Origin of the sequence: Tepidiforma bonchosmolovskayae (assembly GCF_008838325.1) — a bacterium.
Classification (GTDB): domain Bacteria; phylum Chloroflexota; class Dehalococcoidia; order Tepidiformales; family Tepidiformaceae; genus Tepidiforma; species Tepidiforma bonchosmolovskayae.
Map to the genome: position 1 here is coordinate 193088 of NZ_CP042829.1, position 16622 is coordinate 209709.

The 16622-nt window shown below is 68.3% G+C and carries 14 protein-coding genes and 3 tRNA genes; 10 read left to right on the forward strand and 7 right to left on the reverse strand.

Annotated features, from left to right (window positions below; all coding sequences use genetic code 11):
- Nucleotides 1–80 precede the first annotated feature (80 nt).
- Both carB and Tbon_RS01010 read left to right on the forward strand, forming a co-directional pair.
- Complete coding sequence (gene carB, locus Tbon_RS01005; RefSeq protein WP_225734660.1) at nucleotides 81–3338, forward strand: carbamoyl-phosphate synthase large subunit; 3258 nt, start codon at nucleotides 81–83, stop codon at nucleotides 3336–3338.
- On the forward strand, nucleotides 3328–4089 hold the full coding sequence (locus Tbon_RS01010; RefSeq protein ID WP_158065885.1) for an iron-sulfur cluster-binding protein: 762 nt from the start codon (nucleotides 3328–3330) through the stop codon (nucleotides 4087–4089). The genes carB and Tbon_RS01010 overlap by 11 nt, the downstream gene beginning before the upstream one ends.
- On the opposite strand, the gene Tbon_RS01015 is transcribed toward Tbon_RS01010, so the two are convergent.
- Nucleotides 4086–4595, reverse strand: coding sequence for a CinA family protein (locus Tbon_RS01015; RefSeq protein ID WP_192498035.1), 510 nt, complete (start codon nucleotides 4593–4595; stop codon nucleotides 4086–4088). The two genes, Tbon_RS01010 and Tbon_RS01015, sit on opposite strands and share 4 nt — an antisense overlap.
- Before the next feature lie 47 nt (nucleotides 4596–4642).
- Between Tbon_RS01015 and Tbon_RS01020 the strand changes: the two genes are divergently transcribed.
- The 5 genes from Tbon_RS01020 to Tbon_RS01040 all read left to right on the forward strand — a co-directional run bounded on the left by Tbon_RS01020 (nucleotide 4643) and on the right by Tbon_RS01040 (nucleotide 10168).
- A complete protein-coding gene (locus Tbon_RS01020) occupies nucleotides 4643–5533 on the forward strand; it encodes a PhzF family phenazine biosynthesis protein (RefSeq protein WP_158065887.1) in 891 nt (296 codons plus the stop codon).
- 47 nt (nucleotides 5534–5580) lie between these two features.
- A complete protein-coding gene (locus tag Tbon_RS01025) occupies nucleotides 5581–6309 on the forward strand; it encodes an SCO1664 family protein (RefSeq protein ID WP_158065888.1) in 729 nt (242 codons plus the stop codon).
- A gap of 91 nt (nucleotides 6310–6400) precedes the next feature.
- Nucleotides 6401–8050 (forward strand): long-chain fatty acid--CoA ligase, encoded by a 1650-nt coding sequence (locus Tbon_RS01030; RefSeq protein ID WP_225734661.1) that lies wholly within the window; start codon nucleotides 6401–6403, stop codon nucleotides 8048–8050.
- A gap of 80 nt (nucleotides 8051–8130) precedes the next feature.
- Entirely contained in the window at nucleotides 8131–9519 is a 1389-nt protein-coding gene (locus tag Tbon_RS01035) for a TrkH family potassium uptake protein (RefSeq protein WP_158065889.1), read from the forward strand.
- A 1-nt stretch (nucleotide 9520) separates the two neighbouring features.
- Nucleotides 9521–10168 carry a potassium channel family protein gene (locus Tbon_RS01040; RefSeq protein ID WP_158065890.1) on the forward strand — a complete coding sequence of 216 codons (648 nt, stop codon included), beginning with the start codon at nucleotides 9521–9523 and terminating at the stop codon, nucleotides 10166–10168.
- A 45-nt stretch (nucleotides 10169–10213) separates the two neighbouring features.
- On the opposite strand, the gene Tbon_RS01045 is transcribed toward Tbon_RS01040, so the two are convergent.
- From Tbon_RS01045 to Tbon_RS01065, 5 genes are all read right to left on the reverse strand, one after another.
- Nucleotides 10214–10287 (reverse strand) — tRNA-Gln (locus Tbon_RS01045).
- A 19-nt stretch (nucleotides 10288–10306) separates the two neighbouring features.
- Nucleotides 10307–10392: transfer RNA gene (locus Tbon_RS01050), tRNA-Leu, on the reverse strand.
- 76 nt (nucleotides 10393–10468) lie between these two features.
- A tRNA-Gly gene (locus Tbon_RS01055) sits at nucleotides 10469–10543 on the reverse strand.
- Between the two features lie 53 nt (nucleotides 10544–10596).
- Nucleotides 10597–11142 carry a hypothetical protein gene (locus Tbon_RS01060; protein ID WP_098503757.1) on the reverse strand — a complete coding sequence of 182 codons (546 nt, stop codon included), beginning with the start codon at nucleotides 11140–11142 and terminating at the stop codon, nucleotides 10597–10599.
- A 35-nt stretch (nucleotides 11143–11177) separates the two neighbouring features.
- The gene (locus Tbon_RS01065; protein ID WP_192498036.1) at nucleotides 11178–11663 is read right to left on the reverse strand and encodes a 6-pyruvoyl trahydropterin synthase family protein; all 486 of its coding nucleotides are present in this window, start codon (nucleotides 11661–11663) and stop codon (nucleotides 11178–11180) included.
- 103 nt (nucleotides 11664–11766) lie between these two features.
- Here Tbon_RS01065 and Tbon_RS01070 point away from each other — a divergent pair, with 103 nt between their 5' ends.
- The gene (locus Tbon_RS01070; RefSeq protein ID WP_192498037.1) at nucleotides 11767–12642 is read left to right on the forward strand and encodes a DRTGG domain-containing protein; all 876 of its coding nucleotides are present in this window, start codon (nucleotides 11767–11769) and stop codon (nucleotides 12640–12642) included.
- Nucleotides 12643–12727: 85 nt separating this feature from the next.
- Here Tbon_RS01070 and Tbon_RS01075 read toward each other — a convergent pair whose 3' ends face one another.
- Nucleotides 12728–13435, reverse strand: a complete 708-nt coding sequence (locus Tbon_RS01075; protein WP_158065893.1) for a zinc ribbon domain-containing protein — start codon at nucleotides 13433–13435, stop codon at nucleotides 12728–12730.
- Between the two features lie 85 nt (nucleotides 13436–13520).
- Between Tbon_RS01075 and Tbon_RS01080 the strand changes: the two genes are divergently transcribed.
- Nucleotides 13521–15692 (forward strand): ATP-dependent helicase, encoded by a 2172-nt coding sequence (locus Tbon_RS01080; RefSeq protein ID WP_158065894.1) that lies wholly within the window; start codon nucleotides 13521–13523, stop codon nucleotides 15690–15692.
- Nucleotides 15689–16621, forward strand: coding sequence for a mechanosensitive ion channel family protein (locus tag Tbon_RS01085; RefSeq protein ID WP_158065895.1), 933 nt, complete (start codon nucleotides 15689–15691; stop codon nucleotides 16619–16621). The genes Tbon_RS01080 and Tbon_RS01085 overlap by 4 nt, the downstream gene beginning before the upstream one ends.
- The last annotated feature ends 1 nt before the right edge of the window (nucleotide 16622 follow it).

Below are 16622 nucleotides of genomic sequence, written 5' to 3' on the forward strand. Positions count from 1 at the left end.
CCTGCACTGCATGCCCGCGCAGCGGCACGGGTTCTCGATGGCCGCATGCGGCCGCTGCAACTTCCCGAGGGAGGGAACCGTTGAAACCTTCGAGCGTGCTCATCATCGGCTCCGGCCCGATCGTCATCGGGCAGGCCGCGGAGTTTGACTACGCCGGGACGCAGGCGTGCAAGGCGATGCGCGAGGAAGGCGTGCGCAGCATCCTCGTGAATTCGAACCCGGCCACCATCATGACCGACCTGGACATCGCCGACGCCGTGTACATCGAGCCGCTCACGGTCCCGGTGCTCGAACGGATCATCGCCCGCGAACGGCCGCAAGGACTCCTGCCCACCCTCGGCGGCCAGACCGGCCTGAACCTGGCGGTCGAACTCTCGAAGGCCGGCATTCTCGAGAAGTACAACGTCCGCCTGCTCGGGACGCCGCTGGATGCCATCCGCCGGGCAGAGGACCGGGAACTCTTCCGCGAGATGCTGGCCAAGCTGGGCGAGCCGGTACTGGAGAGCGAAATCTGCCACACGGTTGAGGAGTGCGTCGCAGCAGCGGAGAAGATTGGGCTGCCGGTCGTGGTGCGGCCGGCGTACACACTGGGCGGGACCGGCGGCGGCATGGCCTTCACGATGGACCAGCTGCGGGCAGTAGCCGCGTCGGGGCTTGCGGCAAGTCCGATCACGCAGGTGCTCGTCGAAAAGAACCTGCTCGGCTGGAAGGAAATCGAGTACGAGGTGATGCGGGACAGCGCAGGCAACTGCATCACCATCTGCAACATGGAGAACATGGACCCGATGGGCGTCCACACAGGCGACTCCATCGTGGTCGCCCCTTCGCAGACGCTGAGCGATAAGGACTACCAGATGCTTCGCTCGGCCGCGCTGCGGATCATCTCCGAGCTGGGCATCGAGGGCGGGTGCAATGTGCAGTTCTCGCTGGCGCCGCGCAAAGACGTGTGCGACTGGCGGGGCGACCCCGACGAACCGCTCCCCTACTACGTGATCGAGGTCAACCCGCGGGTGAGCCGCTCTTCGGCGCTGGCTTCGAAGGCGACGGGCTATCCGATCGCCCGCGTGGCCGCGAAGATCGCGTGCGGGCGGACGCTCGACGAGATTCCGAACGCGGTCACAAAGAAGACAACTGCCGCGTTCGAGCCGGCGCTCGACTACGTGGTGGTGAAGATCCCGCGGTGGCCGTTCGACAAGTTTGCGCTGGGCGACCGGACGCTGGGGACGCAGATGAAGGCGACCGGTGAGGTGATGGCCATCGACCGGACCTTCGAGGCGGCGCTCAACAAGGCGGTTCGGTCGCTCGAGGTCGGCGGCCGGAGCCTGCTCTGGGAGCGGCCGGAGTGGCGGGAGATGGACGAAATCCCGGTGCACGCGACGGATGAGCGGCTCTGGGCGCTGATGGCGGCGCTGCGGCGCGGCGAGGACGTGCTTTCGCTCGCGCGGCGGTCACGCGGGGTGGACCCGTGGTTCCTCGACCGGCTGCAGAACATCGTGCGGATGGAGCGCAGGCTGCTCGAAGAGCCGCTCCACCCGGACCTGCTGCGCGAGGCGAAGCAGATGGGCTTCAGCGACGAGATGGTCGCCCAGCTGGCAGACCGGCTCCCGGAGCAGATCCGGGCGCTGCGGCACGAGTGGGGCATCCGGCCCGTGTACAAGATGGTCGACACCTGCGCAGCCGAGTTCGACGCAGAGACGCCCTACTTCTACAGCACGTACGAGGTAGAGAACGAAGCAACCCCCGAAGCGGGGAACGGGGCGGTGGTGGTTGGGAGCGGGCCCATCCGTATCGGGCAGGGCATCGAGTTCGACTATGCCAGCGTGCATGCGGCGTGGGCGCTCCAGGGCGCCGGACTGCGGGCGATCATGGTCAATTCCAACCCTGAGACGGTCTCGACCGACTTCGATACCTCGGACCGGCTCTACTTTGAGCCGCTCGATGAGGAGTCGATACGCGACATCATCGAGAACGAGGGCTCCGGGCCGGCGGGGACGCCGCCGAGCATCGTGCAGTTCGGCGGGCAGACCGCGATCAACATCGCCGGTCCGCTGCGGCGGGCGGGGCTGCCGATTATCGGCTCGGACGCAGAGGCGATCGATATCGCGGAGGACCGGCGGCGGTTCGAGCGGTTCCTGCAGGACCTCGGCATTCCCCAGCCGCCGGGTGCAGCGATCACGACGCTCGAAGAGGCGATGAAGACGGCCCAGCAGATCGGGTACCCGGTGCTCGTGCGGCCGTCGTACGTGCTGGGCGGCCGGGCGATGGAGATCGTCCAGAACGCGACGGAGCTGGTCACCTTCGTGGGCGCGGCGGCCGAAGTCGCGGCGGGCAAGCCGATCCTCATTGACAAGTTTCTCGAGGGCGCAGAGGTGGAGGTCGACGCCATCTGCGACGGCGAGCGGGTGCTGGTGCCGGGCATCATGGAGCACATCGAGCGCGCGGGCGTCCACTCGGGCGATTCGATGGCCGTGTACCCGCCCGTGCACCTCGATGAGGAGGAGAAGGCGGTCATCGTTGACTACACGCGCCGGATCGTGCTCGGGCTTGGGGCGATCGGACTGACAAACATCCAGTACGTGGTGCTCCCCCGGCGGAGGGGCGAGCCGCCGCGGGTGTTCGTACTCGAAGTCAACCCGCGGGCGAGCCGGACGGTGCCGTTCCTCTCGAAGGTGACCGGCGTGCCGATGGTGCAGCTCGCGGTGGGCGCGATGCTCGGACGGAAGCTCGCCGACCAGGGGTACCCCGACGGTCTCTGGCCGGAGCGCCAGCTCTACGCGATCAAGGCGCCGGTGTTCTCCATGTCGAAGCTCACCGGGGTGGATACCTACCTCGGACCGGAGATGAAGAGCACCGGCGAGGTGATGGGAGTCGACCGGACGTTCGAGGCGGCACTGGCGAAGGCGCTCATAGCGGCGGACCTGGCTCTGCCGCAGCAGGCGTCGATCCTGCTGAGCATTTCGGACAGGACGAAAGCCGATGCCCTCCCCCTTATCCACCAGCTCGCGGAGGCCGGCTACCGGCTGTATGCGACCGAGGGGACGAGCCGGATGATCGAGGCGCTGGGCCTGCCGGTGACCACCGTGACCAAGGTGCTGAGCGGAGGTCACCCGAACGTGGTGGACGTCATCATGGACGGCACGGTCCAGTGCGTGATCAATACGCCGGAAGGCCGGATGACCGGGTCGCTCAGGGACGGGTTCCATATCCGCAGGGCAGCGGCCGAGCGGCGGATCCCGTGCTTTACGTCGATTGATACCGCGCGGGCGGCCATCCAGGCGCTTGCCAGGCCGACCGCGTACAGCGTGGCGACCGTGCGGGAGTACCTCGGTGGAAATTGACGACGCGGTCATCCTCGAGACACGCCCGGCGTGGGATGGTGCGTGGATCACCTGGTTTCACTCGCCCGCGCTCGCGCGCAGCGTCCAGCCCGGACAGTTCGTCATGGTGCACTGCAGCGCTGAGCGGACCGACCCGCTGTTCGCGCGGGCGTTCAGCTACTACCGGGTCGAGGGCGACCGGTTCGCGCTCTGCTACGCGGTGGTCGGGCGGGGCACTCGATGGCTGAGCGAACGTCCGCCGGGGACCGTTGTGCGGGCGTACGGGCCGCTGGGGCACGGCCTGCGGCTCCCCGACGCACCTTCGAACCTGCTGCTAATCGGCGGGGGCGCCGGCATTGCCCCGCTGGTGGACACCGCCTACCGGGCTGTGGCTGCAGGGCACCATGTGGTGGCCATGATGGGCGCCCGTTCGGCCGCGCATCTGCTGCCAGCCTCCGAATGGCCGCGCGAGGTCGAGTACGTCGTGGTAACGGAGGACGGTTCGGCCGGGCCGAAGGGGTATGTGACGGAGCACCTGGGGAAGTACCAGGAGTGGGCAAACCGGATCTACGCGTGCGGTCCGAACCCGATGTTCCAGGCGCTCGCGGACGTGCTGCGGGGCAACGGCCGCCGGCAATCCCCGGAAATTCTGATGGAAGAGAACATGCCCTGCGGTTGGGGGATGTGCTACGGCTGCGCCATCTTCACGAAGCGGGGCGTCCGGCTCTGCTGCAAAGACGGCCCGCGCTTCAATCTGTTCGACGTGTTCTAGGAAACCGGCGCGGCCTGGAGCGCTGCCTGCAGGTCGCGGAGGGCCTGCTCGGCGATCTGCATCATGACCTCGACCCGCGAGCCCGGGAACAGGTACTCGCGCACTGCGGTCCCGGCGGGCCCGGCCACGGCGATCACCACGGTGCCCACCGGCTTCGGCGAGCGGCGGCTGCCCTGGGGCCCTGCGATGCCGCTTTCGGCGACCGCCCACGCGCAGCCGAGCGCGCGCCGGAGCCCCTCGGCGGTGGCTGCCACCCACGGACCGCTGACGGCGCCATGCTGCCGGGCGATTTGGACGTCGAGGCCGAGCTGGGTCCAGCGGTGGGCGCCGGCATAGGGGATGATGCCGCCGTCGTACCACCGCGAGGCGCCGGGGACGCTGAGCAGGCGGGCGCTGACCAGCCCGCCGGCCGTCGTCTCCGATACGGCGAGCTTTTCGCCGCGGGCGACCAGGAGCTCCCCGATGGCCGCCGCGAGCGCATCGTCTTCGAGGGGAAACCCGGGCACACAAGCTCCTTTCGGCCGCAGGTGCGGCGTCCTGTATCCTTCCGGGCATGCCGGAGTACCAGGTTAAGATTGTCGATGCCTTCACGACGCTGCGCTACACGGGGAACCCCTGCGGGGTCGTGACACGCGCGGAGGGGCTGACCGACGCCCAGATGCAGGCGATTGCCCGCGAGCTGAACGCGAGCGAGACCGCGTTCGTTTTCCCTTCCCAGCGGGCGAAGTTCCGGGTGCGGTTCTTCACGCCGCTCCGGGAGATCCCGCTGGCGGGCCACCCGACGATCGCGACGATGCACGCGCTGGTCGAGGAGGGGCGCATCGACCTCTCAGGCGGGCCGGTCCGAGTGACGCAGGAGCTGAACATCGGGCTGCTGCCGGTGGACATTGGGCTCGATGACGAGCGGAACGTCCGCGTCGTGATGACGCAGGCGCGCCCGGAGTTCGGGCGGAGGCTCGACCGGAACGTCTTCGCGGACGCGCTGGGCATCCGGCCGTCGGACATCCTGTCGGACGTGCCGGTCCAGGTGGTTTCAACGGGTACGCCGCAGGCGATGGTGCCGGTTCGGTCGCTGGAGGTGCTGCGGGCGCTGCGGCCGAACATGCAGCACCTGAGCGACCTCGAGGCCGTGGGGCACTACTTCAGCGTGCACGTGTTCTGTCTCGAAACCCTTGAGCCGGGCCACCGGGCGCATGCGCGGCACTTCGCGGCCAGCGCAGGGATTCCCGAAGGCCCGGTGACCGGGAGCGCAACGGGCGCCATGGCCGCGTACCTCTGGAAGTACGGACTGGTGCGCGAACGGCGGTATACCGTCGAGCAGGGGCACATCATGGGCCGTCCGGGGCTGGTGGAGGTCGAGGTTGAGGCCGATGGCGAGGAGCCGGTCGGCATCCGCATCGCCGGGACAGCGGTAACCGTGCTCCGCGGGACCATCACGGTGTGAGCCGCCCTCGCCCGCGCCGGCGGTGCCGTCTGCTAGGCTCGGAATTGATGGAGCCGGCAGAGATGGATGCGGTCGAAGCCCGGCTGAGCCGCGGCCGGTTTCTCGAGTGCCGGCCGGTCTGGTACTCGTCGAACTCGGTGTACCTTGGCCGGCTGGACTGCGGCGATGCCAGCCTGCTCGTGATCTACAAGCCGCGTTCCGGGGAGACCCCGCTGTGGGACTTTCCGGAAGGGACCCTGTACCGCCGCGAGGCGGCGGCCTACCGGCTGGCACGCCTCCTTGCATGGCCGCTGGTGCCGCCGACGGTCATCCGGGAGGGGCCCTCGGGCATCGGCTCGGTCCAGCTGTTTATCCGGCACGACCCGGAGAAGCACTTCTTTGTGCAGCGGGAAGACCCGTCGCTCTGGCCGCAGCTGCAGCGGCTGTGCCTGTTCGACGCGATTGCGAACAACGCCGACCGGAAGGGCGGCCACTGCCTGCTCGATGCGTCCGGGCACGTGTGGGCAATCGACAACGGCCTCTGTTTCAACGAACAGTACAAGCTGCGGTCGGTCATCTGGGACTGGGCCGGGGAGCCAATCCCGGGGGAGCTGCTTTCCGAGCTCGAGGCAGGGGTGGCGCGGCTGCAGGGCGATTCCCCGGATGCGGAGGCACTGCGGGACCTGCTGAGCGCGCGGGAGTTCGGGCAGACCGTCCGGCGGGCGGAGCAACTGGTCCGCGCCGGCGTGTTTCCGCTCCCGGGGCCGGCCCGGCACTACCCGTGGCCGCTGGTGTAACCGTTCGGCCGCGCAGGCTTGCACGGCTTCGGCAGCCGTACGTAATGTGTAGCGCGCCCTGGAGGGCCAAACACATTCAGGAGGCCGAGCGATGTTCCCCAGCACCATGATGGACATCCCGCTGACGGTGCAGAGCATCTTCTGGAGAGTGGAGCGGCTCTTCTACGACAAACCGCTGGCGACGTATACGGAATCCGGCGAGGCCGTCCGTTCGACGTACGGGGAGCTTGCCCGCAACGTGCACCGGCTGGCGAGCGCGCTGGCGAAGGAGGGCGTTCGAGAGGGGACGCGGGTGGGCACCTTCGGGTGGAACACCCAGCGGCACCTGGAGTGCTACTTTGCGATTCCCTGCATGGGTGCGGTGCTGCACACGATCAACGTGCGGCTGTTCGCCGACCAGCTGGAGTACATCATCAACCACGCAGAGGATGAGGTGATCTTCTGCGACCGGTCGGTGCTGCCGATCCTGGAAGGTTTGGCCGGCAAAATCCCGACGGTCCGCCTCGTGGTTCTGATGAACGACGGCCCCGAGCCGACCGGCAAGCTGCCGCGGACCGTGGATTACCACGAGTTTCTCGCATCCGGCGACGACCACTTCGCCTGGCCGACCCTGGATGAGCGGGCGGCAGCGGCCATGTGCTACACCTCGGGGACAACCGGCAACCCGAAGGGCGTCGTCTATTCGCACCGCTCGACGATGATCCACTCGCTCGTGGCGGCGCTGCCGGACTCGGTCAATATCTCCGAGGTTGACACCCTGATGTACGCGGTGCCGATGTTCCACGCGAACGCGTGGGGCCTGCCGTATGCGGCAGCGAATGCCGGCGCATCGCAGGTGTTCTCGGACCGCTTCCTCGATGCTGAGCGGGTCGTGAATCTGCTCGACCGCGAAGGCGTGACGATCTCGGCCGGCGTGCCGACGGTCTGGCTGCCGGTCCTCAACCTGCTTGACCAGACGGGCAGGAAGCTTCCGAAGCTGCAGCGGGTGCTCTGCGGCGGGTCGGCTGCGCCGCCGGCGCTCATCGCCGGGCTGCGCCGCCACGGCATCCGGCTGGTGCATGCCTGGGGCATGACCGAGACGTCGCCGCTGGCGTCGCTCACGCGGATCCGGTCGACCATGCTGGACTGGCCGGAGGAGAAGCAGCTCGAGGTGGCAGCGAAGCAGGGAGTGATCGTCCCGACGCTGGAGTGGCGGATCGTCGACCTGGAGACCGGCAAGGAACAGCCGTGGGACGGGAAGTCGATCGGCGAGCTGCAGATTCGCGGGCCGTACATCACCGGGACGTACTACAACGACCCGACGGCGAGCGAGAAGTTCATGGACGGCTGGCTGCGGACCGGCGACGTGGCGACCATCGACCCGCTCGGCTACGTCCAGCTCGTTGACCGGACGAAGGATCTGGTGAAGTCGGGCGGGGAATGGATTTCGTCGGTGGAGCTGGAGAACCTGATCATGGCCCACCCGAAGGTGCTCGAGGCGGCCGTCGTGGGGCTGCCGCACCCGCGCTGGCAGGAGCGGCCGGTGGCTGCCGTGGTCCCGAAGCCGGAGTACCGCGGCCAGCTCACGGCTGACGAAATCCGTGACTACCTGGCGGAGAAGGTCGCGAAGTGGTGGCTGCCGGATGAGGTGGTGTTCCTTGACGCGCTGCCGCGCACGAGCGTGGGCAAGTTCGCCAAGAACCAGCTTCGCGACCAGCTGGCCGATGTCGCGAACCGCTGGTCGGCATCGGCCACGGCCTGAAATGGCGCCAGCCGGGGGTCGTGAGGAGAACGGGGACCACCCACCGCCAGCCATTGCCGCCTGCGATGTGAGGCGCGGGCGTGCGTGAGGCGCAGGCGGCAGCACCCCGCGGGGTGCTCACGACCCGGATGGTGGGCAAGCGTCGCCGCCCCGCCGTCAGCAGCGGGGTTGCCCAGCTTGCGCTCGGCTTCGGCGCAATACTGCTGGCCGGCACGCTCATCCTGACAACCCCGCTGGCCTCCGAGGAGGGCCACTGGGTCAACGTCAAAGACGCGCTCTTCACGGCGGTGTCGGCCATCTGCGTGACCGGACTCACGGTCGTCGACACGCCGTCGCACTGGAGCGCCCTGGGCGAGGTGGTCATCCTCGTTCTCATCCAGGTCGGCGGCCTCGGGTACATGGTCGGCACGACGGTGGTGATGTGGGCGCTGGGGCGCCAAATCGGCATCCGCGACCGGAACATGCTGCGTCTCTATTACGGTGCGCCGAGTCTGCACGAGACGTTTTCGTTTGCGCGGAGCGTTGCCCTGTTCACCTTCATCGCTGAAGGAGCGGGAGCGATTGTGCTCTGGGGCGCCTTCCGCGCCGAGGGTGTGCCACCGAACCGGGCTGCGTGGTGGGGGTTGTTCCATTCCGTGTCGGCGTTCAATAACGCGGGGTTCAGCCTGACGGGGCGCGACATGATGCCGTACCACGGCAACCCGGTGATCCTCGGCACCCTGATCGTCCTGATTTTCCTCGGCGGTATCGGCTTTCTGCCGGTGGTAAACCTGATGCGCAGGCGGTCGTTCGCCCGGCTGCCGCTGGACAACAAGCTCATCTACCTGACGAGCGCGGCGCTGCTCGCGCTGGGCATGCTGTTCACGGCGGCCGTCGAGTGGCGGAACGACGGGACACTTGGGGGGCTGCCGCCGGTCGAACGGCCCCTCGTCGCGCTGTTCCAGAGCACCAGCGCCCGCACCGCCGGGTTCAGCGCCATCGACATGTCGCAGCTTCACGACCAGACCAAGTTCGCGACCATTGGGCTGATGTTCATCGGTGCAGCTGCCGGTTCGACGGGCGGCGGGCTCAAGGTGGGCGCATTTTCGCTGCTGTTCGCCGTGATGGTTGCGACCATCCGCGGGAACGACGAGGTGGCCGCGTTTCGCAAGCGGGTCCCACAGGCGGTGATCCAGCAGGCCACCACACTCGCGCTGTACCATGTCGCGCTCCTGTTCGCGTTCGGGCTTGCCCTGACCTTCACGGTCGACCGGCCGTTCATCGATGTGCTGTTCGAAGCGCAGTCGGCGATTTCGACAGTTGGACTTTCGACCGCAGGCACGGTGAACTTCGGCGCCGACGGCCACCTGATCCTCATCCTGGCGATGCTCGCCGGCCGATTCAGCCCGGTCATGCTCGTGCTTTACATGACCCGCCCGCACCGGAAAGTGCCGTATCACCATCCTGTCGACAGCGTGAGGTTGAGCTGAGATGAACGTCGCAATCCTCGGCCTCGGCCGGTTCGGTTCGCAGCTGGCCGAGGAGCTCGTTGCCATCGGCGTCGAGGTGCTTGCGGTCGACCGGGACGACGCGCGCGTCAATGAGCTGTCCGAGACCGCGACGCTGGCCGCGGCAGGCGACCTTTCCGACTTCGAGTTCCTGCAGAGCCTGGCGCTGCAGGACTACGACTCGGTGGTGGTGGCCATCGGCTCAGAGGTCGCAACGTCGGTGCTGCTGACGCTGACGCTGAAGCGGCGGTTGAAGCTGAAGCATGTGGTGGCCAAGGCGAGCACCAACGACCACGCGGAGGCGCTGCGGCTGGCAGGCGCCGACCTCGTAATTTCGCCGGAGCAGGAGGCGGCAATCCGGCTGGCGCACACCCTGGGGCCTTCGAGCCACCTTGAGGAGTACATGTCGCTGGGGCCAACGTACGGAGTGGCGAAACTGAAGGCACCGATCAGCGCGGTTGGGCGGACGATCGGGTCGCTCGAGGCGTTCACGCGCCACAACGTGGTTCTGCTCGCGATGGTCCGGAACGACCTGGTGACGTTCCGTCCGGACCGGGATGTGGTGGTGGAGGACGGGGACGTGTGGCTTATCGCAGGCGAGGACGAGCAGCTGCGGAGAGCGGGCAGCTGACGGCCGTGCCCCGGGGCGGGAGGATCATGAGGACGCCGGGAATGGTGGTTGCCGAGCAGGGATTCGAACCCCGACCATAGGCTCCAAAGGCCCGTGTGCTACCGTTACACCACTCGGCAAAGCGCGGGGAGCGGCGGCTGGTGCCGAAGGTGGGATTCGAACCCACACGAGCTTGCACTCAGCGGTTTTTGAGACCGCCGCGTCTGCCATTCCGCCACTTCGGCTGCCGTTGCCCATGATACCCGGTACCCGGGAGGACAACAGAAACGCCCGCCGAGCTGGCGGGCGTCGGGTCTTCGCTGGAGCGGAAGACGAGGTTCGAACTCGCGACCTCCTCCTTGGCAAGGAGGCGCTCTACCACTGAGCTACTTCCGCCTGACGCTCTGGATTATAGCATGCGTCCCGGCTGCGCCAAGGCCGCGGCAGCCTCAGTCGCCGAGGAGGGTGGTGTAGCCGAGGCCGATCACCTCTTCGACGTACTGGCTCCGCCAGCCCGGGTCGGGGATGGGGACGCCGTGCTCGCGGAACCAGCGGTGGAGCTGGAGATACTCTTCTTCGAGGCGCATCCGCCACGCGTCCTCTTCGCGGAAGAGTTCGGGGTCGACCTCGTGGAGCCCCTTCTTCATATCGTCGTAGCTGACGTCGGTCTCTTCCTTCCAGTAGGTGGAAAGGTAGTCGATGGAGTCCTCGAGGTTCCGGCGGCACTCCTCGAGCATCATGGTCATCATGCCGGTCTCGTCCATCAGCTCGCCGTTGACGCGGTGGATGCGGGCGCAGGACTCGCAGACGACGACGAGCTTGCGGGCGTCGCAGTCGGTCTTGTCGGTGCAATCGCGGCAGCGTGCTGCGAACTCGGCCGCCGAGGGTTCGCGGGTGTACCCGACGACCATCTCGTCGCCGAGCGCGCCGCAGGCCTGGCAGGCGAGCTTCTCGGAGAGAATCTCGTTGATGGTCTTGTCCCAGTCGAGCTGCATGGGATTCCTCCAGGGATGGAGCGGAAGCACCCCGCTCACAGCTCCAGTGTATACCAGCCCGCCTGCCCCGGCATTTCCTCGATGCCGACGGTGAGGCGCCGGATGTGGGTGGCGCCCTGCTGCAGGAGCGCCCCGAAAAGGCGCCCGGCGAACCACTCGGCGATGCATTCGGCGGTGGAGTTGAGGATTGGCAGGGGCAGGACGTCGCTGGCGGGGAAGCGGTAGGTCCGGCCGCGGTAGCTGACCTCCCAGCTGTCGGGCTCTTCGCGGATTTCGAGGTGGGGGCTGGACCGCTGGAGGATGAACTTATGGTCCAGCAGCTCGGTCAGCTCGCGGGCGGCGCGTTTGACCGCGCCGAAGTCCCACACCCAGGCGTCTTCAGTGAGCGGGCCCTCGATTTCGATGAAGACGTCGTAGTTGTGGCCGTGGAGCGGCTCGCAATCCCCCGAGAAGGTGGCCATATGCGCAGCAGCGAACCGCAGGCGATTCCGTTCGACCGTGATCTTGCGTGACGTGTGCATGGGCTCCATCGTAGCGGCCGGGCGGCGAACCGCGCGCATTGCCGCAATCCGTTCCGTTCGTCACAATCCTGACGAGGCGCCAACCGGCGCAGGAGCCTGCCGCGTGACGATCATCGCTGTGACCGCTGCCCAGCCCGGTGCGGGGAAGACCGGCGTCGCCGCCGCCATCGCCCGCGCGCTCGCCTACAGCGGGAGGCCGACCCGGCTTGTCCGGCTGGAAGAACCCGGCAGCCGCGCGGCTGAGGATGCGCGGTGGTACAGCGGGCTGGAGTTCGCCCCGGGCAGCCCCGCTGAGCCGCTGAGCAGCGTTCCCGGAACCGCGGCCGATGAGGTGCTGGTCGTTGAATGCGGGACTGCGGCGGTTCCGGCCGGGGCAGTCGTGGTGGCGGTGGCGCGCGGCGCGGGGGCCGGTGCTCCGCCGGCGCATGCCGCGGCAGTCGTGCAGCTTGCGGTGCCCGGCGTGCGCGGCGTCCAGGTCAAGAGCGGCGCGCCGCTGCACATCCAGGTGGGCGAAGACCGCACGCTGGCAGGATTTGCGCTCGACGAAGCGCTCCGGTGGCTCCACGCGGAGGTGCTGCTGCCGGGCGACCTGCCCGAGGACACGACCTCAGACCACCTCGTGATTGCGCCGATCGGCTCCGACGCCGGTCAGCCGTATTTTCGCCGGTTCCCTTCGATGACGGTCGTCGCGCGATTCGACCGGACCGACATGCACCTCGCTGCGCTGCGCGCCTCGCCGAATGCGCTGATCCTGACGGGCGGCCGCCAGCCGAGCGGCTACACCATCGACGCGGCCAGCGCGAGCGGCGTCCCGCTCGTGCTCTCGCGGACCGACACGGAAAACACGGTGATCGCCCTCGAGCGGGTCTTCGAAGGGACCCGGTTCCGCGGGGAGCGGAAGCTGGAGCGGATGAGCGAACTGCTGGCAGGAACGGAACTGTTCGAGGCGCTGCTGCAGCCGGCCCCGGCAACGGCGTAGCGGTCCGCTCGGGCGCTCTTCGCGGAGGCACACTCCGGTTGCCCTGCGAGCACGGACGGCGGAGAACAGCAACCAGGGAGCGGGTTTATCCCCCGATGACGGGCCCGTCATCGGGCGCCTGGCCCGGCGGCGGCGCCGCGGTTCCGCGGGCCCCGAAGGGGTCGCGGTTCGGCCGCGACTGCGGCGCGGGAGCCGGAGGAGGAGCGGCCGGGCGGGCGGGCTGAGGTGCGGCTGCCCGCTGCGCGGGAGCCCGGGGAGCAGGCGCCGGCTGGGCGCTGTACTGGCGCGGCTGCGGCGGGCGCACCGGCCGCGCGCCGAAACCCTCGCGCGGGGGCTTTTCGAGGCCGCAGTAGGGACAGGCGACCCACGCGTAGCTCAAGGGCCTTCCGCACTGGCGGCACGGCTCTTTCAGCTGCGTTCGGCAGGAGGGACAGACGAGAAAGTCGTCCTGGACGCGGCGCTTGCAGGTGGGACAGGCCTTCTGATCTTCGAGTTCCTGGAGGAGCGCCTCTTCCTCGAGGGAGCGTTCGTACAGCTCCGCCAGCGTGTAGCGAGGCCGGACAATCAGGTAGACCCAGTGGCCCGGCAGGAAGAAGAGGAGGACGAGGAGAACGGCTACGGTCTGGAGGACCGGGTCGCGGGTGCGCTGGCGGATGTCCCGGTAGGTCCAAAAGACGAGTGCGACCCAAACGGCTGCGAGGTAGATGAGCAGCAGGGCGAGGACGTAGCGGACCGTTGCTTCCCAGGAGCCCCCGGGCCACGAATCGAACATCATCAGCTCCGGCGAGGGCACCAGCCCCGCATCACCTTACCGCAGGCGGCAGCAAGGCGCAGCCGTTGAATCGCTCAGCCGGGTGATCGAATGCTAGGATGCGGGAGTGAGTGCACCGACCGGGACGGCCGATATCCTCGCGGGGCTGAACGACGCGCAGCGCGCCGCCGTGACGCACGGGGATGGGGCGCTGCTGATCCTGGCCGGACCGGGGAGCGGCAAGACACGGGTCATCACCCACCGGATCGGCTGGCTCATCCGGGAGCGGCGCATTGCCCCGTGGCGCATTCTCGCGGTGACGTTTACGAACAAGGCCGCCCGCGAAATGCGCGAACGGGCCGCGCGCCTCATCGGCGAGGACGCGGAGGCGGTCCACATGGGCACCTTCCACGCGATGTGCGCCCGGTGGCTGCGCATCGACGGCGAAGCGGTAGGAGTGCCGCGCGAGTTCGCCATTTATGACGACTCGGACCAGCTCGGCGTGGTGAAGCGGGTGCTCGAAGAGCTGCGCATCGACCCCCGGCAGTTCGCGCCGCGGGGCATCCTGTCGCGGATTTCGGCGGCGAAGAGCGAGATGCTGACGCCGGAGGTCCTCCTCGGGCGGGTCCGGACCTACCAGGAGGAGGTGGCGGCCCGCGTCTACGAACGGTACGATGCCGCGCTTCGGCGGGCAGGAGCGCTGGACTTCGACGACCTGCTCCTGCGGGCGGTCGAATTGCTGCGCGTACCGGCGATGCGGGAAAAGTGGGCCGGCCGCTACGAGCATGTGCTGGTCGACGAGTTCCAGGACACCAACCCGGCGCAGTATGTGCTGGCGCGCGAGCTGGCGTCGGTGCACCGGAACATTACCGTGGTGGGCGACCCTGACCAGGGGATCTACTCCTGGCGCAGCGCGGATATCCGGAACGTCGAGCACTTCCGCCGGGACTTCCCCGAGGCGACGGTGGTGCTCCTGGAGCAAAACTACCGGTCAACCGCGCCCATCCTCCGGGCTGCGGAAGCCGTCATTGCGCGCAATCCCGGACGGCATCCTCGCCGGCTCTGGACCGAGCGGACCGGCGGCGAGCCGATCGTGACCTACGAGGCGTACAACGACGAGGAGGAGGGCGAGTTCGTCGCGCGGGAGGTCGGCAGGCTCGTCGCGGCCGGGCGGAGCTACCGGGACATTGCCGTGCTCTACCGGACGAACGCGCAATCGCGCCCCTTCGAAGAGGCGCTTGTCCGGCACCGGATTCCGTACCGGCTGGTTGGCGGCGTGCGGTTCTACGAGCGACGGGAGATCCGCGAACTGCTCGCGTACTTCCGGGTTATTCACAACCCCGCGGATGAGGCGAGCCTTGGCAGGATCATCAACGTGCCCGGCCGCGGCATCGGCGAACGCACGGTCGACCGGCTCCGCGAGCTGGCCGCTGCGCAGGGCACGAGCCTGTGGGAGGCATGCCGCTCGGCAGCCGACGGCCGGGCCGAGGGCATCGGGAGCCGCGCCGCAGCGGCCCTGCGCGGGTTCGTCGCCACCATGGAGGAGCTCAGGGAGCACCGGGACGAGCCGCTGGGCCGGCTGTTCGAGCGGCTGATCAACGCCGTCGGGTACGTGCGTTACCTCGAGGAGGGAGATGACGCGGAGGAGCGGATGGAGAACGTGCTCGAACTGCAGGCGTTGCTGGCGGAGTACGAGGAAACGGCCGGTGAGGGGAACGACCTTGCGACCTTCCTGCAGGACGTGGCGCTGGTGACGGACCAGGACACCCTCGACGGCCGCGGCCAGGGCGTGACGCTGATCACCCTGCACGCGGCAAAGGGGCTCGAGTTCCCGGTGGTGTTCCTGGTCGGGATGGAGGAGGGGCTGCTCCCGCACATCCGGTCGTTCGATGACCCGCAGCAGATGGCAGAGGAGCGCCGGCTCTGTTATGTCGGGATGACCCGCGCGATGGACCTGCTCTACCTGACGCGGGCCTACCGCCGGATGACGTTCGGCGCGAGCGCGGCGAATCCCCCGTCGCGTTTCCTGGCGGACGTACCGGCCGAGATCCGGCGCCCCTACGGGAACACCACCCGCGGGTACGTTGAGGCCGCTGCGGCGCTCGTCGACACCGACGACCTCGAGCCCGCGGAGACGCCGGTGTTCCCGGTCGGCACGCGGGTGGTCCACCCGAAGTTCGGAGAAGGCGTGGTGACCGACGCGCGGGCCAACGGCAGCGACACCGAGTACGTCGTCGAGTTCAATACCGCCGGGACACGCCGGCTGCTCCAGAGCTATGCGAAGTTGAGGGCGCTGTGAACGGCGAGCTGATCTTCCTTGTGCCGACGACGGTCGTGGCATGGGGCGACTGGTTTCGTGAGAACGGCCTCGTGATCGCCGGCGTCATCGCGGCGCTGGTGGTGCTGCGGTACGTGGTGCAGCGCGTGGTAAGCCGGGTCATTCGCTCGGCCGCGCTGCGGGCGGCCAGGACGCGGGCCGAGGACCCGGAAGTGGTGAAGCGGCGGGTGGATACGCTGCTCGCCACGCTGGGCTGGCTGTTCAACATCTTCCTGGCTCTCCTCGGCGCAGTGATCGTCCTCGACCAGCTCGGCGTCCAGGTATCGGCGCTTGTTGCGGGCGTCGGGGTGGCCGGGCTTGCCGTCGGGCTCGCGGCGCAGACGCTGATCAAAGACGTCATCAACGGGCTCTTCATCCTCGTCGAGGGACAGTACGCAGTCGGCGATGTGGTGCGGGTGGCAGGGGTCAGCGGACAGGTGGTCGAGATTACGCCCCGTCGGACGGTGCTCCGCGACCTCGACGGCAACGTCCACATCATCCCGAACAGCGCGATCACGGTCGCGACGAACATGACCTCGGGATTCAGCCGGGTCAATCTCAACGTTCTTGTGGCGTACGAGGAGGACCTCTCGCGCGTCATCCAGGTCATCAACGAGGAGTGCGAGCGGCTGGCCGCGGACCGGGCGGACGATTTCCTGAGCACTCCGGCGGTGGTCCGGGTGGACCGGCTTGCTGAGGACGGCGTCGAGCTGAAGGTCGTCGGCGACGTCAAGGCGTTCAAGCAGTGGGAGCTGATGGGCGAACTGCGGCGCCGGGTGAAAGAGCGGTTCGACCGGGAGGGCATTGAAATCCCGTACCGGCACGAAGTGCAGGTGCTGCCGAGGCCCCGGCCGCCGCAGCCGGGCGCGTCCGGGGGAGCAGCCGGCGCGGAAACCAGCCCGCGGAATTGAC

What these genes read in the sequence shown, in the direction of transcription:
- Tbon_RS01060 (WP_098503757.1), bottom strand. Translation starts at nt 11,142, where the DNA reads ATGCAGCTCGACTGGGACAAGACCATCAACGAGATTCTCTCCGAGAAG.
- Tbon_RS01065 (WP_192498036.1), bottom strand. Translation starts at nt 11,663, where the DNA reads ATGCACACGTCACGCAAGATCACGGTCGAACGGAATCGCCTGCGGTTC.
- Tbon_RS01030 (WP_225734661.1), top strand. Translation starts at nt 6,401, where the DNA reads ATGTTCCCCAGCACCATGATGGACATCCCGCTGACGGTGCAGAGCATC.
- Tbon_RS01020 (WP_158065887.1), top strand. Translation starts at nt 4,643, where the DNA reads ATGCCGGAGTACCAGGTTAAGATTGTCGATGCCTTCACGACGCTGCGC.
- Tbon_RS01040 (WP_158065890.1), top strand. Translation starts at nt 9,521, where the DNA reads ATGAACGTCGCAATCCTCGGCCTCGGCCGGTTCGGTTCGCAGCTGGCC.
- Tbon_RS01025 (WP_158065888.1), top strand. Translation starts at nt 5,581, where the DNA reads ATGGAGCCGGCAGAGATGGATGCGGTCGAAGCCCGGCTGAGCCGCGGC.